Here is a 26645-nt window from a genome sequence, read left to right on the forward strand (position 1 = left end):
ATAGATCGGGATATTTTTGGATAACCAAAATTTAGCACGTGCTAAGTACCCGTTTTGTAAAGAGAGCCTGTCCGCAAAGACTGTCCTCCGGTCGCATTGAGGAGGCTCCTAACCATTCAGCTTCCATGACGCGTTGTGCCGCTGACGCGCCATGAAAGGTGGTGTCACCTCGCGCCGCATCATCCCTAATCAACGCCCATCAGGATCAACTGGAGCACAATGATGTCAACCAGCAAACCAACCTCACCCCCCGTCGACGGGCCACGGGTCGTCACCCGGGTAAAGCGCTCTATCCTTCCCATCGCATTCCTGTTGTATGCAACCAGCTACATGGATCGGTCCTCAATTGGCTATGCACAACTGGGAATGAGCCAAAGCCTGGGCATCGACATCGCCACGTTTGGTGTTGCCGCCTCGATTTTCTTCATCGCCTACGTTCTGCTCGAAGCGCCTAGCAACATCATCCTTGCCAAGGTCGGGGCCCGCTTGTGGCTCTCCAGAATTGCTGTCACGTGGGGGCTTGTCACCATGCTTACTGGCTTCGTATGGGATGTTCCCTCGCTCTACGTGGCACGGGTCCTGCTGGGAATCGCCGAAGCTGGCCTGTTCCCTGGCCTCCTCCTTTTCTTGTCCCTGTGGTTCCTCCAGCAAGACCGCGGACGTGCCCTAGCTGCGATGGTCTTCGCTCAGCCCGTCGCACTCCTTGCCGGCAGCCTGAGCGGAGGATGGATCATTGACAACGCGCACTGGTTCGGTCTGCAGCCCTGGCAATGGGTCTTCATCCTGCAAGGACTTGTGCCGGTTCTCGTCGGCATCTACGTCTTTTTGGTCCTTCCTGATCGGCCAAGCAAAGCACGCTGGCTCAGCCCCTCGGAAAGCAGCTGGCTCGAAGCGAAAATCAACGCCGAGAACGCAGCAGTCGCAGCAACCGAAGGCGCGGTAAAGCATCGGTTCTCCATTGTCGCTTTCAAGAGTCCGCGCGTCATCGCTCTGACCCTGATGACTTTCTTCGGCAGCGTCGGCAACTATGCGCTGGCGTTCTTTCTCCCCCAGGTCCTCAAGCAGATTTACCCTGCGTACTCAGCGACAAACATCGGCTTTGTCGGGGCTCTTCCCTACATCCTGGCAGGTATCGCAATGCTCTTCTTCGGGCGGGCCTCCGATCGTGCAAAGAGCAGGCGGAGCGTGGTAATTCTCTGTCTGGTCATTGGCCTCATGGGGCTGTCGGGCACGATTGCGTTCCAAGGTAATCCGGTGATGCAGGTGGTTAGCCTATGCGTTGCAGCGATTGGGATTGTTTCCTACAGCCCCCCTATGTGGGCGTTCATCACCGAGCTTCTCACTCCCCGGCAGCGAGTTGTCGTCCTCGCGATCATGACCTCAATCGCGTCATTTGGCGGTTTCGTCGGCCCGCTGCTCATCGGGCAGATGGCTGCAGGTAGCGGCGTTATTGTCGCGTTCATCGTCCCGGCTATTTGTCTGGCGATCGCCATCGTCCTTCTGGCATTCGTCAGGCCTCAACATCAGCGCACATCGGCCGCGGCTGCGACGCCGGCCCAGACCGGAGACGCCAAGGTATGAACGGTACACCCCTCTTCTCCCAAGCCACTGGCCCCGGTCCCGCCTCAGGACGGGATCGGTTCCGCTCCGAACCGGTGCCAGCTGACAGGACAGTCCACCGACGTGTCACAGAAGAATTAGCCTCCTTCGTGGCCAGGACCAGCTACGAGGATCTTCCTCCACGGGTCATGCACGAGACTAAACGGATACTTCTTGACGTCATCGGATGTGCACTGGGCTCGAAAGACCTGGAGAAGGGCAAGCTCGCGGTGGAATTCGCTCTCTCCTCGGGAGGGCACCGTGAGGCCACCATTTTGGGGATTGGAGAAAAGGTGCCAACTGCTCTCGCGGCATTCGCCAACGCCGAACTGATCCATGCGACCGACCACTGCCCCATTTTGCCTCCCGCCCATGTGTCACCATTCGTTACGTCCCCCGCCTTGGCAATGGCCGAGAGCAGGAAGGCCTCAGGAAAGTCCTTGATCGTTGCCCTGGCACTTGCCCACGAGGTGGCGTCTCGGGTGGGGCTCTCGCTTGACTCCATGAGAGTAGCCACCGGGGGTATCGCCCCGAGTTGGGGATTATCCTTCGACGAGTTTGGAGCGGCCGCAGGAGCTGCCAAGATCCTGAATCTTTCCGAAGAGTCCATGATCGACGCGCTGGGCCTTGCCGGATACCTGGCGCCCGTACCTTCGCACAACAAGTTCCTTTCTACGCCCGGAGGAGGAGGCATGGCTAAATATGGTCCAGCCGGCTGGACGGCGCAGGGAGGGGTGACCGCAGCTGTGTTGGCCAGCATGGGTTACCAGGGAGACCGCAGCGTCCTCGACGGCCCGTCCGGGTTTCCGGCAATGGTGGGATCCCAGCAATTTAACTCGAACAAGATCGTGGATACTCTGGGGGCGGAGTGGAACATCCTTAGAGTCATGTACAAGCGTTGGCCGAGCGCCGGCAACTTCCAGGCCCCGCTGGGAGCACTCTCGAAACTCATCGAGGAGCATCGACTGCAACCTGAGGAAATCGAGGCGATACATGTAGAGAACGAAACCTTCGCGATGCTGCCCCGGTTCCAGTTCGATCAGCTGCGTCACAACGTCGACACTCAAACCAACCTGGCCTACCTGCTCGCGGTCGCAGCCCACAGAGTCCAGATCTCCTCGGCATGGCAAAGCCAGGAAACCAGGAACAACCCCAGCGTCCGCGAACTGATGCAGAAAGTCACCATTGAGGCCTACCCACGCGCCGAGGAGATGCGCCATCAGGAACTCGTAGTAGAGCGCCGAGAGTACATCGAACGCCGGCCGTGTCGAGTGCAAATTCGGGCCCGGGGAACACAATTCACGCAAAGCGCCGAATACGCATACTGGCTGGCATCAGAAAACGAGGAATACCGCGCGAGCGATGAAGACCTGGTAGAGAAGTTCAGAGCGAACGCCGAAGAAGCCCTGCCGCCGGCAAAGCTGGACACGGCCATAGACAAGATCATGCACATAGAAGAACTCCCCGATGTGGACGCACTCTTCCATGAACTGATCCCGGCCGGAGACTAAGTCTCTGGTGGACGACCTCGGATTCGGCTTTTCCCAGCCCCTCGAGCCTTGCGGGCCACTCCCCTAGCTTGATCCAATCCGCCTTCACCCTACCGACACCGGACACGAAAAGTATGCGTCCGATCGGGTTCCACGGAGATTCCGCTCCATGGTCCAGTCATAGGATCGGGCTGGGCTGGCGCACCAGCTGCGGCAGCGGCTGCTTTGCCAGGGCCGTCCGGCCGCATGCTAGGAAATATTGAGTCCAGTGCTGGTTAAGCGGGACGGCGCATTCCACTACTGACTGCATACTCCTCCGCTGAGGAACCTGCTGCGCCCCACGAAAGGCGCGGTGCACCGGGATGTATAGTCCCTCCAAGGACTTGCACAACGAGCACGGGCGAGGATTTGGAAACTTCAGAGAGTAGTCAGCGCGCCGGTCGTCTTCCAACAATGAAGGATGTCGCCGAGCATTTGGGGGTATCTCGGCAGCTAGTTTCCCTGGTCCTGAGGGGTGTTCCAGGGCCGAGCGCAGAGTCACGCGATCGGGTTCTCGAAGCGGCGAAGGAACTCGGTTACAGGCCGAATGCGTCGGCGCGCCTCCTCAGGCAAAGCCGTACACGAATGATCGGAATAGTGTTCAAGATGCGCAGCCCTTTGCACGTGCGCGTCGTGGAGAGGCTTTTTGTCCGCGCGGCGGAGCGCGGCATGGGCTTAGCGCTTGGGCCGATCACGGTCGAGCGACCAACCGACGTGGTCGTTTCCCAATTGATGGAAGAGCGAGTCGAGGGGCTTGTCGCCCTCAATCCAGACCCGCAATCTCGCGTGCTGAGAGAGGCTTCAAATCTTGTTCCGCTCGTTTGGCTTGGCGAGTGGGCTCACACGCCTGAGGTCGACAACGTATACCTTGACGAAGTAGAAGGACTTCGCCTCGCGGTCGAGCACCTTGTGAACCTCGGCCACCGTGACATTGTTTATGTCGGTGGTCTTGGCGGGCCAGCAGGGAAGAGTCGTGCGGACGCTTTTCGGAACGCTATGAGTATGTTCGGCCTAGCTGAGCGGACTGAAGTGCTCGCAAGCGACTTCTCGGAGGAAGACGCAGCGAACGTGGCAAGGAAGATTGTCCTAAGCAGCGAACGCCCCACCGCCGTCATCTGCTGCGCAGACCAATGCGCGGTCGCCGTCATGGAAGTTTTCGCCCAGTCAGGTATCCGCGTGCCCGAGGAAATTTCCGTCATCGGGTTCGATGACAGCTATCTGGCGTCCCTGTCATACCACAGTCTGACTTCGGTGCGGCAGGACGTCGAGGCGATCGTCGAGGCGACACTGGAGGCAGTGGTGGGGCGGATTGAGGGGAATGAGGAGTCCCATCGAGTGGTTTCGACGCCAGCGAGCCTCACCGTTCGTAACTCAACCGGGCCGCCCAGGCCGCCGTCCACAGGGTCAGCGACGGCTCCTACAAAGGAACGTGATGTCCAGAAATCCTGACGAACCCTAGTTTTCCGGTCACCCAGTCCGTGGATCTTTACTTAGCTCCTGATGGAGCTGAGATTTGCGTCTTGAAATTGGTCGAATCATGTTTTCAGGACGACTGGACGTAGATATCCTAAATCGTGAGAATATTTGGACAATGCCGTCCGAGGCTGCGCCGCAATCACCAGAAGGGCGGCCGGCCGGAAGATTTACGCTCTCGGGGCGCGGCTCCTTCGCCAGCACCCACTGCCGGTCAGCTTGGCTCTGATGCCTTATGTGACGAACCCGCTGAGTCGGCCCAGACTCCCAAGGCAGCCCATGAGCCTTCCCCGCACCCGGCAGGTCGGGCAACACCCCAGGCCGAATCATGGCCCATTTCGGATCCCTTTGGTCAGCCATGGTAGCGGCCCCAGGTTTCGGCCACTGCGCCAACGGCGAGGTGCCGTCCTCCGGTTACGCTCGTTTAGTGGCCCTGGTGGTGATGTGACACATGATCGATGGCAGCGGATGCAAGGCATGCGGAAGTTACAGCCCTGGGCCCTGCGTCGAAACGACAAGCGCCTGCCTTTCGGTCCTGGTTGAGGACCTCAATTCGATTCAACGACTTGTCGGGGAACGCGGGCTGGTCGCTCGACCACCTCGCCGTTCGCCGCGAGGGCACGATTTCTTTGGAAGAACCACAACATAAGGGCTATTAGTACAACAAATGCTGAGCAGCTCATGATTGCCGCCCACTGGCCGACGTGCCAGAGCACGGCGGCCATCGTGGAGCCGATTGCACCCCCGAAAAAGTTGCTGACGATGTGGGCCGTGTTGAGGCGGCTCCGCGCTGCCGGGTTAATGGACACCATCATCGTTTGAAGGAGTACGAGCACGGACTGGGCGCCCACGGACAGCAGGGCGATGGCCACGAAGACGGCGATCATGGACGAAGCGCCGAACCCGGCGATAGTGATTGCGGACAAGGATATGACCAGCCCGACTCCGATGGCAGGAATGGCCCATCCACGGTCATAGAGCCGGCCGGTGAACTGCGCACCGAGGATTCCAAAGACCCCGAGCAGGCTGACAAGACCAATCTGTGACGCGGGAAGGGAGAATGGGGGCGCGGCCAGCAGGAGGGTGAGCCCGGTCCAAAAGGCGGTAAAGACGCACATCAAGGAGGCTCCGAAGAACGGGATGACCTTTCCGCGGCGATGACGAAGGGTGACTTGAACAACAGAGCAGAGGAGCCTGCCGTAAGGTATCCGCTTTCTGGCCTTCTGGGCCGGGATCGCGCGCCACATGATGACTGCAAGAATCAGTATCGTTCCTGATGCCAGGAGGTAGATCATGCGCCACCCGAAGGCGTCAGCCACGATGCCGCTGATCACTCGGGCGAGGAGGATACCGCTCAAAAGCCCGGACGCGACCGTGCCCAGAACCCGTCCCCGTTGTTCGTCTGTGGCGAGGTCTCCCGCCAGCGGAAGCAGCATTTGACCGGCCACGTTGGTGAAACCGACCATGGCGAGGGTGGTTAGCAGGAGGGCGAAATCCGGGGCCAGGGCACACCCGGCAAGCGAAATCGAGCAGCACGCCATGATTGTTGGTATGAGCCGCTTTCTGTTGATGGTGTCGCCAAGAGGTACAACGAAAAACACGCCCAACGCATACCCGATCTGCGTCAACGTCACCAGCAACCCGGCGGTGCCGGGAACGACGTCCAGATCTGCAGCAATATCTCCCAAGAGTGGTTGGGCCCAGTACAGGTTGCCTACGCCGGCGCCGCCAACGAAAGCGAAAAGAAGAGTTAGGCCCAGACTGATGCCGGGGGTTTTGGCGGGAGTGCTTCCATGGGCGACCATCGAGAGGCCCCTTTCCAAGGCGAAATGATGTGCATGTCTCTCCTGGTGGTTGTCGATACCAACCACACCTTAAACTTATCCCGAAATATGGGATTTCGTAATAAAAGGTGAGGAGAAATACTCCTTTATGGGCGCCGGGCTCCTTTGGCCCTTTCGGCTAGTTCGCTGGCTCTTGGGCGGACGCCTAGATGCAGTCGCATACCCGGCGGCAGTCCCTCCACCCGTACCTTGGACCCTGAGATGTCAATCGTGATCCTGCCGTCGGCCATTGGCGCATTGGTTATGTGAAGGTCTCCATAGGATTCGGGGATGGCGGGGTCCATCCACAGCCCCCCGCGGGCAACGTCCGCGTAGTAGCCCATCAATGTCTTGATCAGCATGATCGGGGTGGTGGCGGCCCACGCTTGGGGGGAACATGCCGTCGGATAAGGAACGGGTTCGTCAAAATGCTCGCGATCAAAGCCGCAGAACAACTCCGGCAGGCGCCCACCGCTGTACTCAGCGGTCTCCAGCAGAGCTGTGGAGATTCGCTGTACGTGCTCTTTGAAGCCGTACCGCAGGAGCCCGGCAGCGATAATGGCATTGTCGTGTGGCCACACCGATCCGTTGTGGTAGCTGACGGGGTTGTAGGCGCCCATGTCGGTGGCCAAGGTTCTGACACCCCAGCCGCTGAACATCTCCTTTGACATCAGTCGTTTGGCGACCAGTGGTGCCTTGTCGTCATCCACGATGCCGAACAACAGACAGTGCCCCATGTTGGACGTGCATGCGTCAACAGGCCGCTTGTTTCCGTCCAGAGCCACGGCGTAATAGCCGCGTTCGGGCAACCAGAACTCAGCGTTGAACCGTTCCTTCAACTGGGCCGCAAGGTCGCGGTACTCCGCTGCCAGGGCCACGTCGCCGGCATCGTACGCCAGCCATGACCGCGACAAGTAAGCGCCATAGACGTATGCCTGTACCTCGCACAGGGCGATTGGCGGCTCCGCCAACGTTCCATCGGCAAAGTTGACACCGTCCCAGGAATCCTTCCAACCCTGATTGATCAAGCCTCGGTCATTGAGGCGGCTGTACTCAACAAAACCGTCACCATCCCTGTCGCCGTATCCACGAATCCAATCCAGCGCCCGGTCTACGTTCGGAAGCAGGGCAGTTACGGCATCGGAAGAAAATCCCCACCTGCTGACTTCCCCGAAGAGAGCCACGAACAATGGAGTGGCATCGACGCTGCCGTAGTACGCGGATTTGCCTCCGAGAGCCAACCCGCTGGAGACACCGAACCGCACCTCATGGAGTATCTTGCCCGGCTCCTCCTCGCTCATGGCGTCGACCACGCTGCCCTGGCGGTCGGCCAGCGTCTGTAGCGTGCCAAAGGCCAGAGACGGATCCACAGGCAGCGCCATCAGGGACGCCCAAAGGGCATCCCGGCCGAAGAGTGTCATAAACCACGGCGCCCCGGCAGCAACCACGATACGGTCCGGGTGAGCAGGGTCCTGAATCCGCAGGGCACCAAGATCGTCATAGCTGCGGCGCAGGGTCCGCTCGATGGAACTGCTGCCCAATTTCAGCACCGGTATCCGGGCTACCCACTCCAGTTTCCTCTGGTCCCGTGGGCTGAGGCTGTCTTCGTCGGGACGCACGAACTGCCCACCTGGACCAGCATCGTCCCCACTTGGCACGACACTCAAGCTGGTGCTCCAAACTCCGTGCGGCGGAATTACGAGATGGTAAGTGACGCCTTCCCGGGACGCTTCAGCGCCAGGCGCCGACACTGTAGTCCCCTTCCGGAGCTCATGCCATGCAGCCTGGATTGTTAGCCCGTTCTTGTGTGCCTCCCGGTGCTTCTTCCAGCGCCGGCGAAATCTGGCTTCCTTCACCTCGAAAAGGTCTGCGAAGTCTGCGCTAATCCCCAAGGCGACTACGCACGGGACAGAAAGAGGCGAGTAGTTGCGGATTGTGATCCTTTCCAGGATCCCGACTCCCACCTCACGCAGTCGTTCAACAATCAGCGGTGTGTCCGCATGCCCATCTGCGTTGGGTACGCGGCCAGCAAACAGCGCCCTGTACGGTTCCTTCAACTTCACCGTGAGCGGCTCCACGGGCTGACCGTTTACCGTCAGGGTCCACCCCGAGAGGATTCGTGTGTCCTCATCGAAAACACCATGGGGATTTCCCGGGCGGATGTCACCGTTCGCGGAAGAAATGCAGAAGGAAGAACCCTCGACTAAGGTAATTGAGCCAGCCTCAAGGGCTCCTGCTGAGTTATCGGCGTTCCAGCCAGACATTCCGGGCCCCTTCTAGAGGAACGACGTCAGCAGCCCGGACGAAGGTTCCGCGCCGCTGCTGCTCACCCTGTTTGGGCAAGCCAGTACGTCTCATCCGAACGCTACGCCTAGCTGGGACCCGGGACCAGAGCGGAGGGCGAGACGGCGTGATCGGCTGTAAGCGGTCTTGGCGCTGAAGGTTCTAGTTTAAGAGCGAAATTGGCTGAAGATTTTGAGGGGTGGTCCTTCGGGTAAGGCTCCACCTTGAGTGCTGGGCCAAGCAAAGGGGGAGGACGGAGCCCTCCCCCCAAAAACTGAACCTCCCGGTCAGGGGCGTACGAGGACCTTCAGTGCTTTGCGGGAGTCCATCAGCCGGTATCCTTCGGCAATGTCTTCAAGGGGAAGCTCACTGTCGAAAACGCGACCCGGATTGATCGTGCCGTCCAGGACTCGAGGCATCACGGATTCGAGGTAGGCACGCACAGTAGCGGGGCCACCGGTGAGGGTTGCGTTTTTCCCGAACAGCGATGTGACCCCTACCGGAGCGCTTTCATACTGCGGAACACCAACGCGCGAGATAACGCCCCCCGGCCGGAGTACGCTGTACGCCTGTTCGTACGCCTCCATGTAACCCACGGCTTCGAGCACAATGTGGGTGCCTTCACCGTTGGTGATATCCATGACCTTCTTGATGCCTTCTTCTCCGCGCTCAGCGACGACATGGGTGGCACCAAATTCCCTGCCAAGGTCGGTTCGGGACATGTGGCGACCCATGAGGATGATGGTCTCGGCACCCATCTGCTTCGAGGCGAGCACGGCCGAGAGGCCTACGGCTCCATCGCCGATTACGGTGACAGTCTTGCCTGCTTCCACTTTGCCTTGGACTGCGGCGTGGTATCCGGTGAGGTACACGTCTGAAAGGGTCAGAAGTGAGGGCATGAGGGATTCGTCAGTGCCGGCAGGGATAACAACGGCGGTCCCGTCAGCCTGGGGAATGCGCAGCTTTTCGGCCTGAGTCGCTGAAGGCGCGCCGTCGAAAAACCCTCCATGAACGCACGAAGTCGTGATGCCGTCACGGCAGAACGAACATGTGCCGTCCGACCAGGCAAACGGAACGATGACCGTGTCACCGGGGCTAAGCGTGGTGACATGATCACCGACCTGCTCGACCACCCCGATGGCTTCGTGGCCCATGCGGCGGCCTTCGGGCGTTTCCTTGAGGTCGTGGTAGGGATGAAGGTCTGATCCGCACACGCAAGCGTAGGTTACGCGGATAAGAGCATCGCTAGGTTCCTGAATGACTGGGTCAGGCACCTCCTCAACACGGACGTCACCGGACTTGTACATAAGAGTTGCTTTCATAGCATTGCCTTTCTTCAGGGAATTGCAGATCCGTGGTTCGAAACGGCGGCCGGCTGTCGGCCGAACTCACTGGGGCCTTGCCTCGGTTCCAACCGCTTCCCTATGGTGCTTCTGCTGCCCGATTCTGGTGTTCTTCCGATCCAGTATTGGCAGCAGAGTCAGCGGGACCACGAGGAGAAACGCGAAGGCTGAACCCACGAGAGGGATGGCGACGGTGCCGATGCTGGCAATAGCTCGCGCGGTGACCCAGCTACCGATTGCCGTTCCGATGTTAAAAAAGGAGGTCGCGAGTGATGTGGCAAGAAAAGGGGCACGGCCGGCATATCGAACAGCCAGCGCCATCAGTATCGGATTCGTACCCATGCCGAAAAGCCCGGCCACAGCAAGCAAAACGACGGTTGGAACGGCGAACTCGGACAAAAGGCACAGCGCACCGAGTGCTGCGAGAACAGCACAGCCACCGATAAACGCCGTGGCATAGGGTGCCCGGTCACCAAAACCCCCACTGGCGAGCGATCCTGCCAGTGAACCCAAGCCGAAAACCACGAGGCTAAAGGGGAGAAGTTCGACCGGGACGCCGGCTCGCTCAACGAGAAGCGGGCCTATGAAGGCATAGGTGGACAATACGGAGGCGTTGATCAAAACACACGCCAGAAGTACTCCCCAAAGCCGTCCACTCCTGAGAGACGAGAGTTGGGCGCGCATCCTTGTCTCCTGGCTTGCGGGCGGGCCCGCCGGTACGAAACGAGCAATGGCCATGGCTGTCAGCAGGGCGAAGACGGTGAGAGCCCAAAAAGGCCCTCGCCATCCCCCCGACTGGCCTGCGAAGGAGCCAAGGGGAACTCCGATAACCGTTGCGAAGGTGCCGCCACTGATTACGTATCCGATGGCGCGCGCAGCAGAAGCGTCTCCCGCGGCTCGGGCCGCAGCCCCTGCTGCAATGGACCAGAAAGCGCCGGTTGCAAGGGCCGTAAGGAATCGGGCCACCAGGATTGTAGGCAGGCTGACTGTCAGGGCGACCGTGAAATGTCCGGCTGCGAAGATGACCAAGGCAGCAACTAGCGCGGTTCGTTGCGGAACTTTTAAGGACCCAAAGGCGACTGCCGGCGTGGCGATCATACCGAGCGCAAAGGCCGTGACGAGGAGCCCGGCATCAGTAACCCCGATGGAAAGGTCCGATGCGATATCCGGGAGCAAACCGACGACCACGAATTCGGAGGTTCCCATTAGGAACGTACCAATGGCGAGGACAGTCACGAGGAAAGGCATACGTTTCCGCTTGCTCGGCAAGGAAGAGGTGGATACCAACGGCGGCCTTTCATCAGGCAATGCAAGCGGCGCCCAAGAGGCAAGGAACCAAACGGGAAAGAGGCGGCAGTTTTCTGTCGTCGCGGGTCGGAGCCGCTCTTAAGTTCTCCTTCGCCGGCCTGCCTTCCACACACCACGCAAGTTAGGACATAGGCCTGATGTCAGTCGACATCGTAGGTGTTGGCGATGTACACGTCGCACGGGGCGTTATGAGCAACGCTGTTAGCGACGCTTCCCAAGACACGGCCAATACCCTTCATCCTTCGGTTCCCCACCACGATAATCCGCGCATCTGTCCGCAGCGCTTCCTTGATGAGAGCGTCGGCTGGTCTGCCCCGCACTGCCGAGCTTGTCGTCTTCACGCCCTCCCCCAAGGAATCTGCAATCGTCTGAGCGAGGTCTTCGGCAGTATCAGCGCTCGACACAACCAGCTGGTCGCCGTTTGTCCCAAAGACTTCTGTGCGATCACTGTCAAATGCAGTCACCACATGCAACGAGGCGTTCAAGGCAGCTGCCAGGTCGCGGGCGGACTCAGCTGCTTTTCTCGCTGTTGCGCTGCCGTCGACGCCCACAACAATGGTTCCACTCACTGCACATACTCCTTCTTGGTCACAACTAAAAAGGTCCACGCGGGTATCGTTACTCGCGCTGTCCGTCGGCCCCGTTGGGCGATCGGACTGGGGGGTTAAGAGTTGAGCGGCAGGAATCGCCCCCGCAGCTGAACTAGATGTCGGTGTATGGAAGCTGGCGTTCGGTTGTTAGGTCCCAAACGACTGCCTTGCGGCGGGTGTACATGGCAACTGAGTCAAAGCCGTTTTCTTTTCCGAAACCGCTCTGCTTCATGCCACCAAATGGGACGGTGGGATGGAACGAGCGGTACGTGTTAATCCACACCGTTCCTGCGATCAGTTCCTTAGACAGGTGCTGGATAATCCGTGCGTCGTTACCCCAGATTTGCGCGCTGAGCCCGAACTCTGAAGCATTCGCGCGGGCGATGACTTCGTCGGTGTCGGTGTAGGACAGGACGCTCGCCATCGGCCCGAAGGCTTCATTAAGTGCGGCCGGGTTGTTGTCTGTTACGTCTGCCAACACGGTGGGCTGGTAGAAGGCACCCTCCGCCAAGTCACCGTCCTCTGCCGGGGCGCCGCCGGCCAAGGCGACCGCACCGGCGTCTATGGCGCTTTTGACCAGGGCATCGACCCGCGCGCGGTGCTGGCGGTTGATGAGGGTGCCCATCTGGGAGGATTCCTTAGTCGGCAGTCCGACGCGCACGGTTTTGGCTTTTTGCCCGAGCCGTTCGCTGACTTCTGCGTACATTGAGGCGGGGACAAAGATCCGGGACCCGGTGACGCAGGACTGGCCGCTCTTAGCGAAGTTGGAGTGCAGCAGCGAAGGGATGGCGATGTCGAGGTTGGCGTCCGGGAGCAGGATCGCCGGGCTCTTGCCGCCAAGCTCGAGGAACGTTGGCACGATATTGGTGGCGGACTGGTGGATGATGGCCCGTCCGGAGCCTGGGCCACCGGTGAAGGCGATCATTCCGATGTCGGGGTGTTCGGTGAGCAGCGGACCGACTCTGTCGCCGCGGCCGGTGACGACATTCACGACCCCGGCGGGCAGCCCGGCCTGCAGGGCGAGTTCGACCATGCGGTAGTTCAGCAATGGCGCGACCTCGGGGGCCTTGATCACAATGCAGTTTCCGGCGACCAGGGCCGGTCCTGCCTTCAGGGCAACGAAGTTCGCGTTGCCGTTGTACGGGCTGACGCCGGCAACGACGCCGAAAGGCTCGTCCAGTCCATAGGAGAGCCGGTCGGGCAGTTGCGCGAAGGTGCGGCCTTCGATCTTGTCGGCGATGCCGGCATAGTAACGAAGGACCCGAGCGCTGTTGTCGATGTCGGCCATCGCCTCGCGGCGCAGGTGCCCCACATCCGAAACCTCGAGATCGGCCAGTTCCTCCCGGTGCGCGGTGATTTCGTCAGCCCAGGCGGCAAGCATTCTGGCTCGGTCCTCCGGTGCAGTCCGGCGCCAGACCTTCTCATAGGCAGCCTTCGCACCGGCCACCACGGCATCGACGTCGGCAGCCCCGGCCTCAAACAGGGTCCCGATCACCTGACCCGTGGCGGGATTTAGAATGTCCATCACGTAACCGCCCCGAGGAACGGTCACACCCTCCGCAGAAATAAGCCCGACACGGTAGTCATCTTTTCCCGAGGCTACGGAAGGCCCTTCTGACATCTTCGTCTTCATCTTTCGCGATCTCCCTAAAGCGTCGTGAACACTGTTTGCACCCAAAAGCTGAGCGCGTGCTAGTCGTGTCCTTGGTTTGCGACATCATCACGCGTTTAGTCGGGTGCCCCACCCACTCGTCTGGTGATGATGGTTGTCCTTTACAAGGCTGCCGTTCTACAGCGTCGTATTCAGTCATTGAGGACACACTAAAGATATCCGGCATTGTGGGACATGGTCAATGGCTTATGCAATGATGATCATGCTTTGTCGATCAGGCAACGGTCGCCAAGCGAAGAGCGTCGGCTGTAATTTCATTCCAGGTCAGGATTAGTTGCCAGGCTGTTCCGCGACTCATTCGGCGGGTCGTCTACGAGCCCCCACCCGCCACTTTTTGGCATTTACCGAACCAGGCTCCCGGTTTCAGGTCCAATCCGGAGCCCCAGTGGGCCCCTTGCTGCGTCGGCGGGGCCCCGGGGAGCTTCTTTCTGTCGCCATTGCGGAGTCCGTGACAGATGATGACTCACGATAGGCGATCATGGCCCGGGCCAGGAGGCGAAGCGGCCAAGATGGACCAGGAGTTGTTGCATTTCATATATACTGTGAGCGTTTTATATTTGATGGTCCAGTGGAAGCGCCGCTACTGGCACAAGCTTGAGGGGTCGAGGAATGCAGGCTGACGCAAGCGAGAGCAAGTACAAGGCGCCCGCCCTGTCAAAGGGCTTGGACATTCTCGAACTTTTAGCGTCTGAAGACGAGGGTCTTGGCCAAGCGGAAATCGCGAAACGCCTGGGTAGAACCACATCCGAGATCTTCCGCGTGCTGATGGTGCTGCTCGAACGAGGCTATGTGGAGTTGGACAACGGGGAGCGCTACCATCTCGCCACCAAACTCTTCGAAGTAGCCCATCGCCATCCCATCATTCGGCGCTTGACAGCGATTGCCGGAGACGAGATGCAGAAGCTCGCCAACCGCATCAGCCAGAGCATTCACCTCTGCATCCTCAGTTCGGGAAAGCTGCTCGTTATCGCTCAAGTAGACTGCCCGGATACCAACGTCAATACCGTGCGACTAGGGTCGCAAATTCCCATCGACGATTCCGCTTCCGGACGGGTTCTCGCAGCGTTCATGGAGCATCAAGAACTGGATCATCTGCTGAAACTCGCGGGCAACGAGACGAGTGCCCGACGAGCAAGATTCCTTGCTGACCTGCAGGAAGTACGGAAGTCCGGCTTCTGCCAGGGGAAGTCTCTGACGATTGAAGGTGTGACGAATATTTCGGCTCCGGTGTTCGACTACACGGGCAAAGCTGTAGCAGCCGTGACTACGCCGTACATTCATCGCCTCACCGGGACAGATAACATGCCCGTCGATGAAGCCCGAGCACTCCTTGTAGAGACCTGCGCAGAACTTTCTCGCAGGATGGGCGCGGGCGCGGCCAGGAATAACTAGAGGAGCTTCAACCTCCCCCGACGGGCCTGATGCCCAGCGCTGGCCATGACCAGCACTCGCCCCCTTGGCCGGCAGTGACGATTAGTTGGCTTGGGCTAGCAGGTGAAGCCTTGCCTGCGTGTTGATCCCGTGGACGCCGCGGGTCTGTCCGTCCTCCTCAGGATCAGCTCTCGTAGGCCGCGCCGGATAGTCACTCACTCGGCACCGGACTACTCTGCAGCCACTATCACTGCACCCCTTCACCCTCTCCCCCGACCCAAAAGAGAGCTCCCGTAGCTTCGCCCTCAGCCGCGGCCGCGCTCCTAATCCCCCATCCCCGCGGCCAACGAAGCGCCGGCCTCGTCGCCCTATGCCATGCAGGCGAGTAATCCTATTGACGCTGCCCACCAAATATGGAACGCTATTTCAAATACAAAATTTGACGGCCGCCTTGCTGTGGTTTCCAATCAGCAGCTCGACGGCCTGCAAGAACCTAGAGGGAGTCTCGATGAAGCGATTCGAAGGGCAAAGTGTCGTAGTCACCGGCGCCGGGAGTGGCATCGGAGCAGCAAGTGTGAAGAGACTGCTCGACGAGGGAGCAACAGTCGTCGCGGTGGACGTTAACGAATCCGGCGTCAATGCTGCCAAAGCCGTCGACCCTGACTCAGACCGGATTCATGGCGCCGTGCTGGACGTTAGCGACCACACTGCGACTGTCTCCACTCTTGCCGAAATGCGCAAGAAACTGGGGAGCCTCAATGGCTTGATCAATTGCGCGGGAATTACCGGAGAAGGAACGATAATTGATTCGGATCCCGAAAAGCACCGAAAGATCATGGCAGTGAATCTGGACGGAACCATAAACATGTGCCAAGCCTTTGTGCGCGCGGTGAAGGATGACACTGGGCCGCGCGCAATTGTAAATATTTCATCCGGGGCCGGTTTGCTTGGCGTACCCAACAGGCTTTCTTACGTGGCATCGAAGTTCGGTATTTCCGGCATCACTAAGTCAATGGCACCTGAGCTTGGTCCTCTTGGGATCCGCGTCAACGCAGTCGCTCCTGGGATGACGAGGACGCCATTGATCGAATACATGATGCAAGACCCGGCAGCCGTCGAGCGGATCAACGCGAAACATCCCATAGGCCGGATCGGAAACCCCGAGGAGATAGCTGCCGTGATCGCGTTCCTGCTCACGGATGATGCAAGTTTTATGACGGGTGCCGTCGTCTCGGTGGACGGTGGCCAAACAGCCTGCCTCTGACTTTCGGGCTCACCTGCTCGAGCTTCCCAGTACGAAGGGAGACGTCCATGGTCGAGATCCGGCTTCTGGTCGACTGCAAGAATCACCTCGGTGAGGGCCCGTTGTGGGACGTCGGGGATCAACGGCTGTATTGGGTGGACAGCACGGCATGCGAAATCTGGAGCTGCCGTGAGGACGGGTCGGACAGGCTCACCTACTACCTTCCTACCTATATCGGCTCCATGGCGCTCCGCGAAAGCGGGGGCGCCGTTGTGGCCCTGGCGAACGGCTTCAACTTCTACGATTTCGATACTCAAGAAGTGACGCCCATCGCGAACCCACTGCAGGACAAGGAGAACTACCGCTTCAACGACGGCAAGGTCGACCGAGCCGGCAGATTTTTCGCAGGGACAATGGGCTATGACTTTGATCCTCTAAACGTGAACGTTTCCCGGGAACCTTCCGCGAACGGGTCCCTCTACCGGCTCGATCCCGACCTCTCCGTGACGGAGATCGACACCGGCATGATCTGCTCCAACGGCCCCTGCTGGAGTCCCGATAGCGAGACATTCTTTTTCGGTGATTCCGAGCACAAGGTCATTTGGGCGTATGACTACGATCTAGCCACGGGGGAAGCAACGAACAAGCGGGTCCATTGTTCGGACACGAACTTCGCCCGCACCGTCGATGGTGCGACCGTTGACTCCCAAGGCTTCCTCTGGAACGCGAAAGTCCTGGGCGGCCGCATCATTCGTTACGCACCCGACGGATCCATCGACCGTCAGATTGCCCTTCCTGTCCGAAACGTGACAAGCGTGATGTTTGGAGGGCCCAATCTGGACATCCTCTACTTCACCAGTATGGCCAAGCCAGTGCGTGGTGTGCCAAGCACACAGCCCGGAGCCGGCGGACTTTTCGCGATCTACGGACTCGGTGTCACCGGCCTCCCCGAAACACGCTTCGCCGGATGACCTTCGCCACCAATGTCCATCCCAAACGTCAATAACCACTAGGAAGATCACCACCTCATGGGAAACACACCTGACCTCTCCCACCCCCTTGCGGAGTTCGCCGCTGGGATACGCTTTGCCGACCTGCCCCACGATGCAGTTGACGCCGCTAAGAAGAGCCTTCTGGACACCTTGGGCGTAATGCTCGGAGCCAGCGGCATGGAACCGGCCGTTAGGCCAATCATCGAACTCGTCGCAGATGCCGGGGGCAAGGAAGAAGCACGAATCCTGGGATTCGGGGGTCGCGTACCGGCGGCTGCCGCAGCCTTTGCCAACGGAACACTCGCGCATGGCTTGGACTACGACAGCCAGACACCCTGGGGCGCGCACCCTGACAGCTCCCTCATTCCAGCCCTCCTAGCCCTGGCAGATCGCCAGGGAAATGTGACCGGCGAGGAACTGATCACGGCAATTGCCATCGGTCAGGAACTGTTTATTCGCCTGCGCTGCAACGTCGGCTGGAAGATGGACTGGAACCTGTCCAGTGTCGTCGGAATATACTCCGGCGTGGCAGCATGCGGCTCACTCCTGGGCCTGAGTGCCGAACAGATCGCACATGCTATGGGCATCGCCAGCCTCAATGCCGGCGGGACGATGCAACAGATCTTCGGGACCGGCAGCAACCTTCGGGGACTTTATGCCGGATTCATCGCACAAAACGCCGTCAACGCAACCCTTCTGGCTCAGAACGGGATGCTCGGCATGGAGGACCTCTTCGAAGGCGAAGCAGGCATTTTCAAGGTCTACTTCCACGGCGATTACAACCGCGAAAAAATTCTGGCGGACTTAGGCGGAACATTTCTTTCTGCAGGAATGACGTACAAATACTGGCCGGCGGTGGGCAACGCCCATACTTACATCCATGCTGCCATCGAACTTGCCCGGGAACACGGGTTAAAGCCTGAGGAAATAAAGGAGGTGCGTGTCTATGTGGGCGACTTTGCTGAGCGGATGGTGAAACCCATCGACGAACGAAAGAAACCCAACACGATAATGGACGCTAAATTCTCATTGCCATTTACTGTCGCCCTGGCACTCATCAAGGGCAGAATGAAGATCTCCGATTTCTCTACCGACAGCCTCAATGACCCCCGCGTCCTAGCCCTTGCCGACAAAGTGGAACCCGTTTTTGACCCAAATTTCAACTGGAACCTCAAGTTGCCGGCAGGGAAGGTCGAAGTCACCACCCATGACGGCCGCCGTCTAGAGCGTGACGGCTCAGCAGTCCCTGGTACACCAGAAAGGCCCATGACCTGGGAGGAGCTCAACGAAAAGTTCAGCGACTGCGCCCACGCATCAACCGCACATATGGCTACAGAAACGATCACCAGGGCGCAAAGTCTCATCAGAAGTTTGGAACACTGCGACGAGGTAACTCGGCTTCTTGAACTGACTAGTTAATGTCCTGAAGAAGGCCTTGAATGATGTACTCCAAGGTCATGTAATCTCCGAAGAAGCCCTACTCGGAGAATATAAACAGGAATACTGTCCCCTTCTTAAGCATCAGACCTAAGCATGGGCGGCTCGCCAATTGCAATACGGAAGCCCGCAGGCATCCGGCAACCAAACACCCACACATCAAGCTCTCTTGGGCGCACCCTACAAGGAGGTAGCGTGGCTACAAATTCATTACCCGCCAACGCGGCGGTAGGCCGATCAGCAGTGATTAGGAAAGTCAGGCGAACAATTCTTCCCGTCGCTTTCCTGCTCTACGCATTCAACTATATGGACCGGTCTTCCATCAGTTACGCGCAATTGACGATGGGAAAGGAGCTCGGTATAGACGTAGCGACATACGGCGCCATCGCTGCCATCTTCTTCATCGCCTATGTGGTTCTTGAGGTACCCAGCAATATGATCCTGGCCAAGGTCGGCGCCCGTCTCTGGCTGGCCCGTATCGCCATCACCTGGGGACTGGTCACGGTAGCCACCGGGTTTGTGTACAACGTGACCCAGCTCTACATCGCCCGGATCCTTCTGGGCATAGCCGAGGCCGGGCTCTTCCCGGGGCTCATCCTCTTCCTCACGTATTGGTTCCTCAATCACGACCGGGGGCGTGCCATTGGCGCCATGGCACTAGCAATGCCCGTCGCCCTCATTGTGGGTAGCCTCAGCGGCGGATTAATCCTCGACCACGCCGATTGGTTCGGTCTTAGCTCCTGGCGCTGGATCTTCATTCTCCAGGGCCTGCCCCCGGTCCTCCTCGGAATCTGGATCCTGCTTACCCTCGCTGATCGCCCCCACAAGGCCAAATGGCTCAAGACTGATGAAAAAGAATGGCTGGAAGGTGCAATCGCGGACGAATACGCCGCCATGCCCGCCGAAGAGCACGACCACGGCAGCGAGCTCCGCGCCCTGAAAAATCCAAAAATCCTCTACCTCGGCCTCATCAATGCCCTCGCCGGAGTTGCGACGTACGGCATGACCTTCTTCCTCCCCCAGGTTGTCTCCCAGCTGAACCCGTCCTACTCCCCCACCAATATCGGCATCTTCGGCGCCATCCCCTACGCCTGCGGCGCCGTCGTCATGCTGTTGCTCGTCCGCTACGCCGACATCAGCGGCCGCCGCAAATTCATCGTCCTGGCTTGTTTCGCCACCGCAATCATTGGACTAATCATGACCGCCGTCTTCCGCGGGTCCCCCGTGCTCGGCATGCTCGGACTCATCCTGCTCGCGTGCGGCGTTATCGGAAACATTCCCACCTACTGGGCCCTCATCAGCGAGGTGCTGACCAAGCGGCAGGCTGTTGTGGGAATCGCCGTAATCAACGCCCTTGCATCTGCCGGTGGCTTCTTCGGTCCGTTCCTGATCGGCAAACTCGCCACACCCGGGGACACAATCGTGGGAATGACCGTCCCCATGGTTGCACTGGCCCTTGCATTCGTCCTGCTGCTTTTCGTAAAGGTCCCCGCCCGTACCGCTGCCCAGACGCGGGATCGGGAACAACTGCACCACGGGGTAAGCCCGGCAGCTAAGGAGAGCATCGGCCAGTCCGTGGCCGAGCAGCCCTAGCTTCCGACCACGAATAGGCCCCACACCGCTGCCGCGCTGTGGGGCCTATTCAGTTATCTGCGGGTTTAGGCACGTGAAATGGCTATATTGACGAAGTCCCATAATGCAGGATATCGTGAACTTGTTCATAAGAACTGTGTGCGCCGTCACCGTCGTGGCAGAGTTTGACTTCAAACTTTCTGTCCTGACAGATACGGCAAATCCTTGTCCTTGAGGAGTCCGGCAGGGCCATGAGGATCAGTTCAATACACACACCGTCGTGTTCGCGCCGATGCGCAAAGAACACCAAGCCAAAGGTAGTTAGACGCATGCCTGAACAGTGTCGATCGAATTCATGCGAAGCCTGTGCCCTCAGCCCAGTCGACCACGCCCGTATCACGCGGGCTCTTCCGGAGCGCGCTCTGCTCCCTCTCACGTCCTCCCGTTCCTCAGCAACTCCCTGCCAGGTGCCGTCCCCGGCAGCACGTCCGAAAGGTGCTGTCCGATGACCACCACGCACGTCAACGCGGCCCACCGGCTCGACAGCCTCCCCATCAGCAAGTTCCACCGGCGCATGGCATGGCTGGTTGGCCTTGGGTTGTTCTTCGACTCGTTCGACAACACCCTCTCGTCCGCAGTTCTGGCCTCCATGCTGCCCGCCGGGTTCTCCACGCTCGAGTTGAATTCCCTGTTCCTGTCAGCCACATTCGCCGGCTTGGCAACTGGAGCGGCGTTGTCAGGCTGGCTCAGCGACCGGATCGGACGAGGCTTCGCGTTCCAGTTCAGCCTCGGCCTGTTCGGAATCCTGGCCTTGGCCGCGGCCTTTGCGCCCAACATCGAAGTGCTCATCGGCCTGCGGCTCCTGATGGCCATCGGAATGGGTGCCGAATACGTCATCTGCTACGGCATGATCACCGAATTCTTCCCGCGTTCCCACCGCGGCAAATACCTCGGGCTCCTCGGGGTTTTCGGCGGATTTGGCGTTTCACTGTCCTCGCTCATCGGCTTCCTGGTCATTCCTGCGTTTTCGTGGCGGGCAATGTTCATCATCGGCGGCGTTGGCGCCCTGATCGCCTGGTGGCTGCGCCGCAATATGCCGGAGTCTCCGCGGTGGCTCGAATCGCGCGGCCGCTACGAGGAAGCCGAAGCAGCTCTCCAGAAGATCGAAAAGGAATCGGGCGTTACCAGCCCGAAGGTCACCCCGGCGCCGGTTGTCGACCAGAAGGTCGGTATTGCCCATGACAAGGCCAACTACGTGCCCGTCACGGTGCTCTTCTCTCGCGGCGTCATCGGGCGGACCGTACTGGCACTGTGCCTGACCGTCATCTGCCTGTTTGGCTCCTACTCCGTGACCGGCTGGATGCCCACCTTCTTCGTGAAGCAGGGAATGAACGTTACGTCCTCCCTGGGATTCAACGCCGCGATCATGTCCGGCTACGTTGTAGGTCCCCTGCTCTGTGCGCTGCTTGCTGACAAGCTGGGCCGCCGGCGCAGCATCGTCGGTTCCGGTACCCTCGCCGCCATCTTCGCCGGTGTCTACCCCTTCATGACCGACCCCGCGCTCATCATTACGATCGGCTTCATCCTGGTCGCCATGGCTGCGGCCTTCCTGACCATGTGCCTGGGTACCGTGCCGGAGTTCTTCCCCACCGCCTTCCGCTTCCGCGGCGGCGGCCTCGCCCAGACCGTAGGCCGCGTCTGCCTGATCTTCTCCCCGTTCATCGTCCTGGGGCTGTTCACCAGCTTTGGAATCGTCGGAGTGATCCTGACCGTGTCCGGCCTATACGTTGCCGCTACGGTGATCTTCGCCGCATCCCGTGTGGACACTTCCACCGAGGCTCTGGCTCAGATCGCCCCTGCCGGTGACACGGCCGACGTGGATGCTGAGGAACCCAAGTCCCGCGCCTAGACGCGCTGTTGCGCTTGCTCCCCAAGGAGGCTCTGCGGCAACAACCCAGCACCCCTGAATGTGTACCACTGTGTACCACTAAGCCTGGCGTCCCCGGACCTGACTTAAAGGTCCGGGGACGCCAGATCCATCAGCCGACAGAATCTCCACGGTGACACCACCACTGGGGGCTTCTCCACAATTCATCGTTACAGCATGGCTCTCCTGCGGTCAGGGAGGGCTTGGCGCCACAACTCCGATGCAGAATGTATCCGAAGGCGCCGCCGGTGCCGTCCATCTCCTGACCATCAAGGAGCAGTAGTTATGAAAGCCGTTGTTTTCCAAGGCGAGGGTAGGCTTGAGATCCGCGACTATCCGGACCCCGTACCTGGGCCGGATGAAGTTGTGATCCGCATTAAGGCTTCCGGTATGTGTGGAAGCGACCTCCACCACCTTCATGGGCCCGTCCGTACCGGCTCGGAGCTCGTTATTGAGGGTCACGAACCGTGTGGAGTCGTGGAACTTGTCGGCGATGCCGTCAAGCCGAGCGAGGCCAAGGTAGGTGACCGCGTCATGGTCCACCACTACGACGGATGCCGGACCTGTCAGTACTGCCGCTCCGGCTGGACACAGTACTGTCCCAACGCCCGGATCGTCTATGGCGGCCTCAACGGCGACGGCGGGCACGCAGATTTTATGAAGATTCCCGCCCACACGCTGATCAAGTTGCCTGATTCGCTGTCCTTCAAGACTGGCGCCGCCATCTCCTGCGGAACCGGAACTGCCTACGCGGCCATCAAACGCGTAGAGCTTTCAGCCGACGATACCGTGGCAGTCTTTGGCCAGGGACCTGTGGGGCTGAGCGTGACCCTGCTGGCGAAGGCCTTTGGCGCGAGGGTCATCGCCGTTGACGTCGAACCGTCCCGGCTGGAGATGGCGAAACAATTCGGCGCCGACTATGTTGTCGACTCACGCGAACAGGACCCTGTGGAAGCCATCAGGGAGCTGACCCGCCGCGGTGAGGGCGCCGACAAATCAATTGAGTGCAGTGCCATCCCTGCTGTGCGCCGGCAGGCGATACAGGCTGTTCGGCCCTGGGGCACGGCATGCATGGTCGGAGTCTTCGGAAAAATTGACCTGGACAGCGAAGAGCTGATCCACCTGCACAAAACCGTCCTCGGCTCGCTCACGTTCAGCAAAAACCAGCAGGAAGACTGCGCCCAGTTCGTCGCCGAACGGGGCCTGGACGTGGAGTCGCTGTTCACCAACGAGTTCCGTCTCGCCGAGGCCGAGAAAGCCTACGAGCTGTTCGACCAGCGCAAAATCGGCAAAGGCGTCTTCATCTTCGACTGACAGCATGTCAACGGTCATCCTGGAAGGAATGTCATGACCACCACCAAGCAGAGTTTCGCCCCGTCAGAACAGGCCCAGAGCTTCCTGTCCCGTGAAGTGCACCAGCTTTTCATCGACGGCCAGATGGTCCCGGCGGAGTCCGGAAACACGCTCACCACCAATAATCCCTCCACCGGCGAAGTCTTGGCCCGGTTCGCCGCCGGCGGACCATCGGACGTCGACCGCGCGGTACTGGCCGCACGGAAGGCATTCAACGGACCGTGGAGCTCATGGAGCCCCTACGAGCGGCAGGCACTTTTGAACCGCGTCGCGCAGGTCCTTGACCAGCGGTTTGAGGAACTGATCCAGATTGAGGCCTTGGATATGGGCGCCCCGGTTTCGAGGCTGCGGAACTCCAAGGCCTCGCTGATGAAAATGCTTGCGTTCTTTGCCTCCCAGGCCACCAGCATTTCCGGTGAAACGCTGATGAACGGAATCCCGGGCAATGTAGCGACGATGACCCTGAAGGCCCCCGTAGGTGTCATCGGCGGGATCATTCCGTGGAACGGGCCCTTGAACGGCCAGTTCTGGATCATCGGTGCTGTCCTGGCCAGCGGCTGCACCGCCGTGCTCAAGCCGGCCTCGGAAGCGTCGCTGTCGGTGCTGCGTACAGCCGAGATCCTCCACGAAGCCGGCGTCCCCGCAGGTGTCATCAACGTCGTCACCGGATCCGGCAGCACCGCCGGGAACGCACTGGCAGCCCACCCGGATGTTGACCGGGTCGCATTCACCGGTTCGACGGAAACAGGCCGCCGCATCATCGAGGCATCAACGGTCAACATCAAAAAGCTGCAGTTGGAACTGGGCGGCAAATCTGCAGACATCATCTGCGCAGACGCGGACCTGGACAAAGCTGTGCCCGGAGCCGCCATGGGCGTCTTCGCGAACTCTGGCCAGATCTGCTTCGCGGGAACCCGGGTGTTGGTCCAGAGGTCCGTTGTCGACCAGTTCACCGAGCGACTGCTGTCATTCATGGATACGCTGCGGGTCGGACACAGCCTGGACAGCGCATCCACTTTGGGTCCGGTCGTCAATCAGAATCAACTGGATACAGTTCTTAACTACATCGACATTGGCCGGAACGAAGGCGCAGAGCTGCTCTACGGCGGGGCACGCCTCGGCGATGACCTCGGCAACGGCTATTTCGTCCAACCCAGCGTCTTCGGTGAGGTCAACAACACCATGCGCATCGCCCGCGAAGAGATCTTCGGGCCGGTCCTATCAATTCTGCCGTTCGATGACATTGACGAAGCCATCGCCATTGCCAACGATTCCGAGTACGGCCTCGGAGGAGCGGTCTGGTCGCAAAACCTCTCCACAGCCCTGCGGGCTGTCAACGGGGTCCATACAGGAACCATGTGGGTCAACTGCTACGGCTACATTGACCCGCTCGTTGGGTTCAGCGGCACCAAACTCAGCGGCTACGGCTTCAAGGGAACTGCAGCGCACATGGACACCTACCTCTATACCAAGAGCGTTTACATGCAGCTGTAGTCGCTCGCGGTCCTCTGGAAACGTTTTCGCCCAGCATCCAAAGAGCCTAGAACACCCTTCACATATCAAATCCGTGAATACAGCGGGCGCGGTCGCTGGCGACAAAAGCCAGTGGCCGCCCCCGGGCACTATAATCATCACCATTGCTGGTACCGTCGAAGAGACATTGGCGCTATTGCCCTGATCAGCACCCAGACGTGGATGATTCACTTAGGTGTGGAGGCACCCCTGCTGGGATGTGAAGAGAAGGATGGGATCCATCTTATGAGTGGACGCGGTTCGGCTGACGTTGGCGAGGTCGCAGAAACCGCTGATAGCGCCGGCAGCCTCTCGCGCATGCTTCAGATCCTGGAACTGTTCACAGAGCAGGATCCGGTTTGGTCTACCGCGGACCTCATTACTGCACTGGAGACATCCCGCTCTACGGGATACCGCTACATTAAGACCCTGCATGATGCAGGGCTTCTCACCACAGTACGCAACGGTTACTACAGTCTTGGCCCACGCATCATAGAGATGGACCTGCAAATCCGGCAGACGGATCCCCTCCTCCTGGCAAGCCAGGGAGTTCTTGAGGATCTGGTGGAACATGTCGGACACTCGGCACTTCTGCTGACCGCGTTCCGCGATTCAGTCTTGTGCATTGGCGAATGCCGGGCCCCCCAAAGCCCCGCCAACCGGTTCAGCCGGGGCCAGCGGCGTCCGATGTTTCAGGGAGCCGGTTCCAAAGTCATCCTGGCCCATCTGCCCCACCACCGACTGAAGGCCATCTATCCTCGTCATCTCGAAGAAATCGAGCGGGCCGGCCTGGGCGCCAGCTGGAGCGAATTCCGCAGGAACCTTGGCGAAATCAAGAAAAATGGGTACCTGTTGACCAAGGGCGAGTTCAATCCGGGCGTCTACGGGGTGGCAGCGCCTATCCTCACTGACCAGAAGACGGCTGTAGGAAGCGTCGGGGTCGCATGGGACGAAAACGTTCGTGACATCAACGTCGAGCAGGCAATCCAGGCTGTGAAGAAGGCGGCGAACACCATCTCCCTGCGCCTGGCAGCAGGCCAGAACCAGTCCTAATTACAGCCACAAAGGGCCCACGCAAGGGAAATTCCTGGCCCTTTTGCGCCACTTCTGACAGTACTGGCCCCCCAAGGGACCCCGCCCAGAAAGGCAAGGGCGGCCTGGCAAGGCGCCGAGCTGCATACAAGGCTCGCTCTGCGACCGATGTTGATTCCCCGTTACGTCTCGGGTTCTTGCCCCATACTCACTGCTCTCTGAAAACGACGCCGGGCGGGTAAAAAACTTCGCAAACTCATTGATCAGATCCCGCACTGTGGGATATGGTTAATCCTGTGCGGTCGGCCGGCACGTATTGCAGCGGCAGGCCGACCGCCATCCCCCGCCGCTCGTGCCGGGGTTGAATCGACTTTTGTGAAGGAGCAGGAGATGCGCGTAAGCAAAGCAGCGGATACCGACATCGAAGCGGTCGGATCGATGCGTGAGGGGAAATTGGACCAGAAGCACCTGCTGTTCGGTACGGACGGCTCCCCAAACAACTACGACCTGAACATGGGACACACCGGCGGCGGCGGGTGGCGGACCCCGCGGCACCGGCACAACTTCGACCAGGTCCGCTATGTCC

The 26645-nt window shown here is 59.7% G+C and carries 18 protein-coding genes and 2 pseudogenes; 14 read left to right on the top strand and 6 right to left on the bottom strand.

The window, feature by feature from the left end; translation table 11 throughout:
• Nucleotides 1–222: 222 nt before the first annotated feature.
• The 4 genes and pseudogenes from RM50_RS17030 (at nucleotide 223) to RM50_RS17040 (ending at nucleotide 4577) form a co-directional block, all read left to right on the top strand.
• Nucleotides 223–1581, top strand: a complete 1359-nt coding sequence (locus tag RM50_RS17030) for an MFS transporter (protein ID WP_043455089.1) — start codon at nucleotides 223–225, stop codon at nucleotides 1579–1581.
• Nucleotides 1578–3110, top strand: a complete 1533-nt coding sequence (locus tag RM50_RS17035; RefSeq protein ID WP_082007122.1) for an MmgE/PrpD family protein — start codon at nucleotides 1578–1580, stop codon at nucleotides 3108–3110. The genes RM50_RS17030 and RM50_RS17035 overlap by 4 nt, the downstream gene beginning before the upstream one ends.
• Nucleotides 3111–3542: 432 nt before the next feature.
• Nucleotides 3543–3665 (top strand): annotated as a pseudogene (locus RM50_RS21295) (LacI family DNA-binding transcriptional regulator); the annotation flags it as partial.
• Nucleotides 3666–3713: 48 nt separating this feature from the next.
• Nucleotides 3714–4577: a LacI family DNA-binding transcriptional regulator gene (locus RM50_RS17040; RefSeq protein WP_240471983.1), complete on the top strand. Its 864-nt coding sequence runs from the start codon at nucleotides 3714–3716 to the stop codon at nucleotides 4575–4577.
• Between the two features lie 572 nt (nucleotides 4578–5149).
• Here RM50_RS17040 and RM50_RS17045 read toward each other — a convergent pair.
• The 6 genes from RM50_RS17045 to RM50_RS17070 all read right to left on the bottom strand — a co-directional run bounded on the left by RM50_RS17045 (nucleotide 5150) and on the right by RM50_RS17070 (nucleotide 13581).
• A complete protein-coding gene (locus RM50_RS17045) occupies nucleotides 5150–6472 on the bottom strand; it encodes an MFS transporter (protein ID WP_205622297.1) in 1323 nt (440 codons plus the stop codon).
• A gap of 59 nt (nucleotides 6473–6531) precedes the next feature.
• The gene (locus RM50_RS17050) at nucleotides 6532–8688 is read right to left on the bottom strand and encodes an amylo-alpha-1,6-glucosidase (protein WP_043455064.1); all 2157 of its coding nucleotides are present in this window, start codon (nucleotides 8686–8688) and stop codon (nucleotides 6532–6534) included.
• A 306-nt stretch (nucleotides 8689–8994) separates the two neighbouring features.
• On the bottom strand, nucleotides 8995–10029 hold the full coding sequence (locus RM50_RS17055) for a zinc-binding dehydrogenase (RefSeq protein ID WP_082007124.1): 1035 nt from the start codon (nucleotides 10027–10029) through the stop codon (nucleotides 8995–8997).
• A 66-nt stretch (nucleotides 10030–10095) separates the two neighbouring features.
• On the bottom strand, nucleotides 10096–11286 hold the full coding sequence (locus RM50_RS17060; protein WP_205622298.1) for an MFS transporter: 1191 nt from the start codon (nucleotides 11284–11286) through the stop codon (nucleotides 10096–10098).
• Nucleotides 11287–11498: 212 nt separating this feature from the next.
• Nucleotides 11499–11927: a universal stress protein gene (locus tag RM50_RS17065; RefSeq protein WP_043455069.1), complete on the bottom strand. Its 429-nt coding sequence runs from the start codon at nucleotides 11925–11927 to the stop codon at nucleotides 11499–11501.
• Between the two features lie 133 nt (nucleotides 11928–12060).
• On the bottom strand, nucleotides 12061–13581 hold the full coding sequence (locus RM50_RS17070) for an aldehyde dehydrogenase family protein (protein WP_043455071.1): 1521 nt from the start codon (nucleotides 13579–13581) through the stop codon (nucleotides 12061–12063).
• A 648-nt stretch (nucleotides 13582–14229) separates the two neighbouring features.
• Between RM50_RS17070 and RM50_RS17075 the strand changes: the two genes are divergently transcribed.
• The 10 genes and pseudogenes from RM50_RS17075 to RM50_RS17120 all read left to right on the top strand — a co-directional run.
• Nucleotides 14230–15012 (top strand): IclR family transcriptional regulator, encoded by a 783-nt coding sequence (locus RM50_RS17075; protein ID WP_043455074.1) that lies wholly within the window; start codon nucleotides 14230–14232, stop codon nucleotides 15010–15012.
• A 487-nt stretch (nucleotides 15013–15499) separates the two neighbouring features.
• Entirely contained in the window at nucleotides 15500–16255 is a 756-nt protein-coding gene (locus tag RM50_RS17080) for an SDR family NAD(P)-dependent oxidoreductase (RefSeq protein ID WP_043455100.1), read from the top strand.
• A 47-nt stretch (nucleotides 16256–16302) separates the two neighbouring features.
• Nucleotides 16303–17205: an SMP-30/gluconolactonase/LRE family protein gene (locus RM50_RS17085; protein ID WP_043455077.1), complete on the top strand. Its 903-nt coding sequence runs from the start codon at nucleotides 16303–16305 to the stop codon at nucleotides 17203–17205.
• Between the two features lie 57 nt (nucleotides 17206–17262).
• Complete coding sequence (locus RM50_RS17090; protein ID WP_043455079.1) at nucleotides 17263–18645, top strand: MmgE/PrpD family protein; 1383 nt, start codon at nucleotides 17263–17265, stop codon at nucleotides 18643–18645.
• A gap of 114 nt (nucleotides 18646–18759) precedes the next feature.
• Nucleotides 18760–20256, top strand: coding sequence for an MFS transporter (locus RM50_RS17095; protein ID WP_082007125.1), 1497 nt, complete (start codon nucleotides 18760–18762; stop codon nucleotides 20254–20256).
• 484 nt (nucleotides 20257–20740) lie between these two features.
• Complete coding sequence (locus tag RM50_RS17100) at nucleotides 20741–22144, top strand: MFS transporter (protein WP_043455081.1); 1404 nt, start codon at nucleotides 20741–20743, stop codon at nucleotides 22142–22144.
• A 303-nt stretch (nucleotides 22145–22447) separates the two neighbouring features.
• On the top strand, nucleotides 22448–23476 hold the full coding sequence (locus RM50_RS17105; RefSeq protein WP_043455083.1) for a zinc-dependent alcohol dehydrogenase family protein: 1029 nt from the start codon (nucleotides 22448–22450) through the stop codon (nucleotides 23474–23476).
• Between the two features lie 33 nt (nucleotides 23477–23509).
• Entirely contained in the window at nucleotides 23510–25009 is a 1500-nt protein-coding gene (locus tag RM50_RS17110; RefSeq protein WP_082007126.1) for an aldehyde dehydrogenase family protein, read from the top strand.
• 336 nt (nucleotides 25010–25345) lie between these two features.
• Entirely contained in the window at nucleotides 25346–26080 is a 735-nt protein-coding gene (locus tag RM50_RS17115; RefSeq protein WP_167562183.1) for an IclR family transcriptional regulator, read from the top strand.
• Between the two features lie 369 nt (nucleotides 26081–26449).
• A pseudogene (locus RM50_RS17120) lies at nucleotides 26450–26645 on the top strand (hypothetical protein); the annotation flags it as partial.

The sequence above is a fragment of the Pseudarthrobacter phenanthrenivorans genome (assembly GCF_000813845.1).
Lineage (GTDB): Bacteria > Actinomycetota > Actinomycetes > Actinomycetales > Micrococcaceae > Arthrobacter > Arthrobacter phenanthrenivorans_B.